The sequence below is a fragment of the Candidatus Eisenbacteria bacterium genome (genome assembly GCA_005893305.1).
Classification (GTDB): domain Bacteria; phylum Eisenbacteria; class RBG-16-71-46; order SZUA-252; family SZUA-252; genus WS-9.
The window spans coordinates 261,340-269,866 of record VBOZ01000008.1 but is presented as its reverse complement, the minus strand read 5'-3'; the positions used below and the strand labels follow the sequence as shown (position 1 = coordinate 269,866).

Annotated in this window: 7 protein-coding genes; 4 read left to right on the top strand and 3 right to left on the bottom strand. The window is 67.4% G+C overall.

Going from position 1 to position 8,527, the window contains the following annotated elements:
• The first annotated feature begins 260 nt into the window (after window positions 1-260).
• Genes E6K79_02440 through E6K79_02430 form a run of 3 tightly spaced genes read left to right on the top strand, consistent with a single transcriptional unit; the run spans window position 261 to window position 3,208 of the window.
• Window positions 261-812 carry a hypothetical protein gene (locus tag E6K79_02440; GenBank protein ID TMQ66784.1) on the top strand — a complete coding sequence of 184 codons (552 nt, stop codon included), beginning with the start codon at window positions 261-263 and terminating at the stop codon, window positions 810-812.
• A gap of 29 nt (window positions 813-841) precedes the next feature.
• Entirely contained in the window at window positions 842-1,312 is a 471-nt protein-coding gene (locus E6K79_02435) for a hypothetical protein (GenBank protein ID TMQ66783.1), read from the top strand.
• Window positions 1,313-1,345: 33 nt separating this feature from the next.
• Window positions 1,346-3,208, top strand: a complete 1,863-nt coding sequence (locus tag E6K79_02430) for a carbon starvation protein A (GenBank protein ID TMQ66782.1) — start codon at window positions 1,346-1,348, stop codon at window positions 3,206-3,208.
• A gap of 80 nt (window positions 3,209-3,288) precedes the next feature.
• Here the strand turns inward: E6K79_02430 and E6K79_02425 are convergent, their stop codons facing one another.
• The 3 genes from E6K79_02425 to E6K79_02415 form a co-directional block, all read right to left on the bottom strand.
• Entirely contained in the window at window positions 3,289-3,846 is a 558-nt protein-coding gene (locus tag E6K79_02425; protein ID TMQ66781.1) for a hypothetical protein, read from the bottom strand.
• A gap of 215 nt (window positions 3,847-4,061) precedes the next feature.
• Complete coding sequence (locus E6K79_02420) at window positions 4,062-4,673, bottom strand: superoxide dismutase (protein ID TMQ66780.1); 612 nt, start codon at window positions 4,671-4,673, stop codon at window positions 4,062-4,064.
• 86 nt (window positions 4,674-4,759) lie between these two features.
• Window positions 4,760-7,462 (bottom strand): hypothetical protein, encoded by a 2,703-nt coding sequence (locus E6K79_02415; GenBank protein ID TMQ66779.1) that lies wholly within the window; start codon window positions 7,460-7,462, stop codon window positions 4,760-4,762.
• Between the two features lie 2 nt (window positions 7,463-7,464).
• Here E6K79_02415 and E6K79_02410 point away from each other — a divergent pair, with 2 nt between their 5' ends.
• Window positions 7,465-8,520, top strand: a complete 1,056-nt coding sequence (locus E6K79_02410) for a DMT family transporter (protein ID TMQ66778.1) — start codon at window positions 7,465-7,467, stop codon at window positions 8,518-8,520.
• Window positions 8,521-8,527: the final 7 nt, after the last annotated feature.

The following is an 8,527-nucleotide window of genomic DNA, read 5'->3' as shown; positions in this document are numbered from 1 at the left end:
CGCTCGAGCTCGTCCGCGAGGCGAAACATGACGCGGATCGGGGAGAAGGGAATCAGCTGGCTGCGCTTCGAGGGTTCCGGCATCGGGCGCTCCCCGCGGGTGTGAATTCGCTTCCTAAGCGCCCATCATAGCAAAGTGAGCGCCTTCGTCGACGCGATCGCGGCGCCGGGCGTTCTTGCGAGGCCCGCGGCGCTCTGGTACGCTTGGACAGAATACCCAAGCGGGGTATCCCGCCGAGTGAACCGACAGGGAGGACTGGAATGAAGATGTCCAGGATTGGCATCGCCGGAGCGCTGGTGGTCTCGCTCGCGATCGTCGCGGTTTCATTCGCGCAAGAGAAGGCGGCGACGCCGGCCGCGAAGCCCGCGGCCCCGGCGGCCAAGGCCACATCCCCGGCGGCGAAGCCTGCGACGCCAGCGGCCGCGAAGCCTGCGAAGCCAGCGGCTGCGAAGACAGCGGCCGCGAAACCTGAGGCCAAGGCGACATCGGCGGCTCCGAAGTCGGGTCCCGGCTCCGTCATCGGCGAGGTCATCGACCCCGCGTGCTGGGTCATCAACGGCGCGAAAGGGGAGGCGCACAAGGAGTGCGCGATCGCCTGTGCCAAGGCGGGACAGACCCTGGCGATTCTCGAGAGGAAGACGAACAAGGTCTACATTCTCGCGTCGGAGCGCCCGGGCGAAGATCCGAACAAGGGCCTGATCGATTACGTCGGACAGGCGGTGCTGGCGAAAGGAAAGATCTACTCGCGCGGAGGGCTCCTGGCAATTCAGGTCGCCTCCGTGGAGCCGGCCCCCAAGGTCGGCGCGAAATAACCCGAGCTGAGGGGCGCGAAGGAGCCAACATGACAACGATGCGTCCGCATCACGTGGTGGCGTCGCTCTTGATCGTGGGAGCGGTCGCGATCGCGGTGGGCTTGGCCGCCAAGGAATCGGCGCCGACCGGGCACGAAGGACACACGATGCCCGCGACGACCGCGGCCGCGAAATCCGAGCCCGGACAGGGTGTCCGCATGACCATCACCGGCGAGGTGATGGACCCGGCGTGCTTCCTCGAAGCCGGCGCGAAATCGATCAGCCCGGGACATTTCCAGTGCGCGATCGATTGCGCGCGGTCGGGCCAGACGCTCGCGATCTACGACCGGGCGAACGACAGGATCTATTTCATCGCGGGCGAGCTGCCGGGGAAGAATCCAAACGATCCGGTCATCAACTTCATCCACCAGAAGGTCGACGTGACCGGCGGGGTCTACCACCGATCTGGCGTCTACGGCATCGTGATCACCAAGGTGGTTCCGCACAAGGAGAAAGGCTAGCGCCGCGGTGAGCCGGGAACGTCCCGCCTCGTTGTGAACTCGCTCGTACTTCCCCTCACGGCGATCGTGCTGTTCGCGTTCGCCTACCGCTACTACGGGGCCTTCCTCGCCCACCGCGTCGCCCGTCTGGACCCACTCCGCGCGACCCCCGCCGTCACACGCGCGGACGGCCGCGACTTCGTCCGCACCGACCGCTTCGTTCTCTTCGGTCACCACTTCGCGGCGATCAGCGCGTCCGGGCCGCTGATCGGCCCGGTTCTCGCGGCGCAATTCGGGTACCTGCCCGGGGCGATCTGGATCCTCCTCGGCGCGGCGCTCGGCGGCGCCGTCCACGACTTCATCATCCTCTTCGCTTCGGTCCGCCATGGGGCGGCGTCCCTCTCCGAGATGGCCCGTCGCGAGATCGGCCCGGTCGCCCACGGCGCTTCGACCGCGGCGATTCTCTTCATCACGATCCTGCTCCTCGCGGGCCTCGGCATCGTGGTCGTGAACGCGCTCGCCCATTCGCCGTGGGGGACCTTCACGGTGGCGATGACGATTCCCGCGGCGCTCCTCTTCGGCCTCTATATGTACCGGATCCGCCCGGGCCGCGTCGTCGAAGGAAGCCTGATCGGGGTCGCCTTGATCCTGGCGGCGGTGCTCCTCGGCCCGTGGGTCGTTCATTCGGGCGCGGCGGGCTGGTTCACGCTCTCGCCCAAGACGCTCTCGATCATCCTGCCGCTCTACGCGTTCATCGCCGCGACGCTTCCCGTCTGGCTGCTCCTCTGCCCGCGCGACTATCTGTCGACCTACATGAAGATCGGGACGATCGCGCTCCTGGTGGTCGGCGTGGCCATCGTCCACCCTAAGATCCAGATGCCCGCCGTGACGTCGTTCATCGACGGGTCCGGCCCGGTGCTGCCCGGGATGAAGGTCTTCCCGTTCTGCTTCATCGTGATCGCGTGCGGGGCGATCAGCGGATTCCACGCTCTGATCGGCTCGGGCACCACGCCGCGCATGATTCCCGACGAGCCGAGCATCCGCTTTATCGGGTACGGCGCGATGCTCACCGAGGGATTGGTCGCGATCATGGCGCTCGTCGCGGCGACGACGCTCGTGCCCGCCGACTACTTCCTCATCAACGGAGTTCCGAAGGTCGTCCACGCGCTCGGAATCCAGCCCGCGCAGCTCAACGAGTTGACGCGCATGGTGGGGGAGGAGACGCTCCAGGGAAGGACGGGCGGCGCGGTCTCGCTGGCCGTCGGGATGGCGAACATCCTGCGCCAGATCCCCGGCCTGGGCGGCTGGATGGCGTACTGGTACCACTTCGCGATCATGTTCGAGGCGGTGTTCATCCTCACCGCTCTCGACACCGGCACGCGGGTCGCGCGGTATCTATTCCAGGATGTCGCCGGTCGCGTCTGGGCGCCGCTCGGCTCCACCACGAACGTCTGGAGCGTCGGCCTGGTCGGCGCGCTCGTCTGCGGGAGCTGGGGCTACCTGGCCGCGACCGGCACCGTGGAGACGATCTGGCCCCTCTTCGGCGTCGCGAACCAGCTCCTGGCTGTCATCGCGCTCGCGGTCGGCACGACGTTCCTGCTCCGCCAGCGGCCGCCGGCCTACGCGCTCACGACGTTCCTCCCGCTCTGCTTCCTCACGGTCACGACGATGACGGCTGGGGTGTTGAACACGTTCCGGTACCTCTCGCCCGCGTACATCGCGGATAAGGGTCCGGCCGTGAGCTATCTCGACGGGATCCTGAGCATCGTTCTGCTGCTTCTCGTGGCGACCGTCCTCCTGGATTCGGCCCGCCGCTGGGGGCACATCCTCGCGGAGCGGCGGAGGGGCGTGACGGAGATCGCCTTGGCGCGGCCCGATTCGCTGACGACGCCGGAGCCCGCGCCGCCGGGCGCCTAGCGGGGCGCCGGCGGAAAGACGAAACGGCCCGAGCGGGCGGCCCGGGCCGTGGGGATCGCGATGCTGCGGGAGCTCAGGGACTACTTGTCGCCGAAGTCCCCGACTTGAACCGAAAGGGCGGCGTCGGCATACACCGCATCTCCGTTGTTATAGCCGTTGATGTAGTTGTAACCCGTAAAGTGGATCCGCGCGATGGTCGTCACGGTGCCGCTCATTCCGACGAGGGCGCCCTTCTCTCCGGAGTCGCTGAGCAAGATCGTCACCTCGTTCGTGCTCCCCGACTCGACACGGCAGTTCAAGCCTCCGACGACCGGTGAGAAGATCCCGTCGTCGTAGGTGACCCTGTAGCCGGTCACGACGATCTCCGAGAACGGCGCGCCCGCCTTGATGGGATCGCCGCCGCCGTTTCGAATGTTTCCGAACTGGACCTTGACCTGGTCCACGGGGACGAACGGGTTCAGCGGGTCAATCACGTTGATCAGGTCGCTCAAGTAGCTATTGCCGCCGTTCACCGAATTTACGATCAACGTGTTCCGAGACGACAGGTCGGTGCAGCCGCTCATCCCGAGCAACGCACCGATCGTCAACACCGCCAGCGTGAACCGCATCACCGTCTTCATGTCGGTCTCCTTAGGCATTCGCGATCCCCATCGCTTGTCACTCAAGCACAAATGGTTACAGAAACCCGTGCCGTGAAAAGCAAGGTGCATGCCACGAAGGGAGGTGGGGGCGAAACTGGCTAGATGGTTGAAGGGGTTAGGGCTGAGGGTTCCGATTCACGCCGGGCGCGGAAGCGAAAAGCGGGCGCCGTGCAATATGCACGCGCGCCCGCTGGGCTGCAATGAACCAACGTCTACTTCCTGGCCATCGCCATCTGCGTCGCCGCGGTGTAGCGGCGGTTCACCTCGGTCCAATTCACGTTCCGCATGAACGCCTCGACGTAGGCTTTGCGGTCACTGCCGTAGTCAATGAAATAGGAGTGCTCGTACGTGTCGCAATTCAGGATCGGGAACGTGCCCCAGACGCCGCCCTGATTCTGGGAGTCGCCGATGAAGTTGTGGAGCCGGCCGTCGGTGGGATCGTAGGCGAGCACGACCCAGCCGCGGGCGCACATGGCGGAGGCCTTGAAGTCCTCCTCCCACGCGGCGAACGTGCGGAAGTCTTCCTTGATCTTGTCGACGACCTCGCCCTTCGCCTGCCCGTCTCCGCCCATGATCGAGAAGTAGATCTCGTGGAGTATCTGGCCGTTCGCGGCGAAGGTCTCCTCGTGCTTCAGCCCACGCATCTCGCTGTAGATCTGATTCGCCTTGCCGCGGTCCACCTTGGCCAGGGATTCCTCGATCTCGTTCCGCTTGTTGACGTATCCGGCGTAGAGCTTGTCGTGGTGAATCTCGATGGTCTTTGCCCCGATTCCCTTCAGCGCGTCGTTCGCGTAGGGGAGGGGCTTGATTCCGTGCTTCGACATGGGCGCATCTCCTTTCGCTCCGATCGTAATTCCGGAACCCGAGCGAGCGGGGCTCCGACTGCTTTTCGGCGAAGGCTCCGATTCTATCAGATGCGCGAAGCCGTGGCCGGGTCCAAGGCCCTGGCGGGCCCGCGCCTCGCTAGGCGGGGACGCGCCGGGCGATCGACTCGATCCGGTACCGCCGCGGACCGTCCGGGAGCGACCGGTTTTCCGAGGAGGGGCCGCGCGAGCGGCGCCCGGTAGGAAAGGACGCCGGGATAGAGGCCCCCGTCTCCCTCGCCCAGGATCCAGTAGGTCAGCGCCGGACCCTTGTCCTCGAGGGGGGCGAGCACCGTCTCGGTTCCGACTCCCACGCGGGAGTCGTCGATCTCGATCGACTCCAAGAGCCTCGTTCGCTCGAGCGTGTTGATGAGCTCCTGCAGCCTTGCCCCCGCGTTCGCCTGCCGGAGCTTCGCCGCTTCGTACTCCGCGTTCTCGCGCAGGTCGCCCAGCTCGCGCGCCTTCTCGATCGCGGCCGGGATCGAGGTCCTGAGCTCGAGCGCGAGTCGCTTCATCTCGGTCTCCAGCTTCTCGTAGGTCTTCCGGGACATGATCGTGAAGCGCGTCTCCAGATCCTCGGTGCTCTTTCCCTCGAGGAGGCTGTGCGCGCGGGCCTTCCGCTTCTTCTCGTACTCGTCGGCGATGGCGGGGAGGCCGATCGCGCGCGCGAACTCGAGGATCGGGATGAGCTGGCGCTCGCTCCCGGCCCACGAGAGGATCGAGCTCTCCAGCTGCGCGCGCTGCATCTCCTGGGGCTTCGTTTTCACGAAGTGGCCGCGGAGGGACCCTCCGGCGTCCAGAAGGGCCAGAAGCCTCTCCGGCGTTCCATCGGGGAGGTCGCGCTCGAGAAGGCGAATGGCTCCGATCAGGAGCGTCTCCCGCGCCGGGGCACCGGCCTCGTCGGGCCGCGCCGCGAAGTCCTCGATCAGGCGCGCGGCGAGTCCGGGGCTGTCGGCACCCTTCGTGATCCGCTGCTCGACTGCCTGCGCGTAGCCTTTGCCCAGGAGCTCTCGAAGTCGGGCCTTGCCGCGCTCGCGGAGCCGGGGGAGCCGGCTCTCCACCGCGCGCCACAGGAATTCCTCCTCGTTCGGAAGGCCGGCTGCGCTGTCGAGGAGCAGCTCCTGGCTCGTGCCCAACGCGAGGGTATCCGGGCTAAGGCCTTGTGCGATAAGCTCTTCCAATATCTCGTTCGCGGTCTCCCGATTCAGCACATCCCAGGTGATCGCGTGGCAGAGAGCCTGGGCGCGCGTCGACGCATCGAGGCTCTCGGTGGCCGCCCAGCGATGCACAAGCGGGCCGACGTGCTCCTTCAGCCGCGGCTCATCCTCCGGGTGCTCGCGCAGGAATTTCCGGAGGAGGCCCAGCCCTTCCGCCGCGGCGCGCGCCGACAGCTGGGGAAGGGTGGTAAGAGCCGCCTCGGCGCCCTCGGCGGCGAGGCGGAAGATCTGGCGATACGCCTCGCTGAGATCGAGACGGCGGTCCGACTTGAAGCCTTCCTTCGCCCGCCTCCAATATCCGGCCCACTCGAAGTCGGGAAGGGCCGCCTCGAGGCGAGGCTTGAGCTGCGGTGCGGTCGCGGTGCCGCCCATGTCCCGAAGTGCGCGCACGAGCACCTCCGCGTCGCCCGCTTGCGCGAGCGACCGGAGCCGGGCCGGGTCTTCGATCGCGAGGACCCGGAGCCCGTCGTCGGCCATGCGATCCAGGGAGCGGGACGCCATCGCGAACGACATCTTGTGGCCCTCTCGCCCGGGGAAGGAGAGCGTGACCGATTCGCCGTCGCTCGTGAGCACGCGGCCCAGTCCCCAGGTCGTGTGCGAGACATGCGCGCCCGGAGGGAGCGCCAAGATCTTCGGCAGCCTCACGCCGACCTCCTCGATGGGCACGCTCGGGTCTCCGATTCCCGACCCTTCGAGAATCGCGTCGGGCTCGGGCTTCCGGGCGACCGCGACGCGGAGGTAGCGAGCCATCAGCCCGCGAGCGCCGGGGGTCGCCGGCGCGCGGGACGCGACCGAGGCCAGGTCTTCCCACGAGATCCTGCCCGCCGCACGGCCTTCCAGCTCCGGGAGCGCCAAATCCAGTATCGGCTCGGCTTCGCTCCATGGCACGAGCGACGCGAAGCCGAGGACGATCTGCCCGACCCGAGCGGGGGCGTGCTCCAGATCCTCCTCGATGATCCGCAGGAGATCCTCCCCGACGCCGTCGGGGCGAGCGAGGTCGAGCAGCATCTCGATCGCGAGCAGCCGGTGCTCGCGCGCCTCGGCCGCGTCCCCCTTCCGCTCGAGCGCCAACGAAAGCTCGGCGTGAAGCTGAGGGTCGTCGGGCCGGATATCGATGGCCTCGAGCAGGAGCTCGATGCGAGCCGCGTCCTCGGCCTCCCCCCGCGCGAGAAATTCGAGGAACCGGACCGCGGCGCCGGTCGGCTCCGGCTTCATGAAGCGGTCGAGGAGGGCGCGGACGCCACTCTTGTCGCCGGCCGCGACAAGCTTGTCGCCGAGGATCTCGAGGGCGTCGAGCGCGAGAGGGCGATCTCCCAGGCCTTCCCGGAGGAGGCCCGTCAAGAGAAGGAGATCCCATCGCTTGCGCCGCGCGGGCTCCTGGTCGATCAGCTTGAGCGCCGCCTCCGCCTTGGTTTCCGCGATGAGCCTTCGGGCGAGCAGCTCGGTTTCTTCCCACCGCGGATCGGCGGACGAGACGGGTGGCTCAGCGGCTTTGACCGCCGCCAGATAGCGGCGCAGATCAGCATCCATCATTCGTGAGGTACCTCCGAGCCTGGCAGGATACCCCATCGGCGCCACTTGGAGCCACCGTTCCCTCGCGCCGCCAAGGAGCTGTCGTTCCCTCGCGCCGCGTTGCGCCCGTCGCCGCCGAACGTGTACGCTCCGAAGTCGCTCCGATCCGATCGCCCACTCCGAGCCCGGGAGCTTCCATCCTCCAGAAGAAGCGCGTCGCCTTTGCCCTGGCGGCGAACCAGCTCCTCTCGAGCGGCACGCATCTCATCGCCAAGGGGGCCATGACAGCGATCGGGCCGCTGCCGGTCGCTCTGCTTCGCTTTGCCGCGGCGTCGGCGGCCCTCCTCTTCTACCAGAGGTTCCGGGCTGGGGCGGAGTCGCTTGCCCGACGCGACGTTCCGCTCATCCTCTTCCTTGGATTCCTCGTCGTGCCGGTGAACCAAGGATGCTTTCTCTTCGGGCTCTCGCACTCGACCCCGAGCCACGCCGCGCTGCTCTACGCACTTACTCCGGTCGTCGTGCTGCTGCTCGCCGGGCGGATCCTCCGCGAGCGAGGCACCTGGTCGAAGCTGGCCGGGATGGCGGTCGCCTTCGCGGGCGTCGTGGTGATACTCGTAGAGCGCGGCTTGAAGCGCGACCTCGGCGTCTTCGCGGGGGACCTGCTCATTCTGGCCGCGGTGTTCGGCTGGTCTCTATACACCGTGCTCTCGAAGCCGCTCTTGGCGCGCCACGATCCGATGACGGTGACCACCTGGGCCATCGTCTCGGGCACCGCGCTCTGCCTCCCCGCGTTCTTCATCCCGGGGGCGCTGCCGCCGCTTCGGACGATCGGCCCCGCCGTCTGGGGCGGGATCTTCTACCTCGCGATCGGGACCTCGGTGATAGCCTATCCGCTGTGGATGTACGCGCTCCGGCATCTCGAGGCGTCGAAGGTCGCGGTCGCGACGAATACGCAGCCGATTCTCACCGCCGCCCTCTCGTGGATCTTCCTCAGGGAACAGCTCACGCCCGGGTTCTTCGTTGGGGCCGCCCTGATCCTCGCGGGCGTGACGTGGGTCGAGACGCGGAGGAGCGCGTGAGGCGCGA

Bases quoted from the DNA above. Each gene is read 5' to 3' on its own strand.
- E6K79_02440 (TMQ66784.1), top strand. From the start codon at position 261: ATGAAGATGTCCAGGATTGGCATCGCCGGAGCGCTGGTGGTCTCGCTC.
- E6K79_02435 (TMQ66783.1), top strand. From the start codon at position 842: ATGACAACGATGCGTCCGCATCACGTGGTGGCGTCGCTCTTGATCGTG.
- E6K79_02425 (TMQ66781.1), bottom strand. From the start codon at position 3,846: ATGCCTAAGGAGACCGACATGAAGACGGTGATGCGGTTCACGCTGGCG.
- E6K79_02420 (TMQ66780.1), bottom strand. From the start codon at position 4,673: ATGTCGAAGCACGGAATCAAGCCCCTCCCCTACGCGAACGACGCGCTG.
- E6K79_02415 (TMQ66779.1), bottom strand. From the start codon at position 7,462: ATGATGGATGCTGATCTGCGCCGCTATCTGGCGGCGGTCAAAGCCGCT.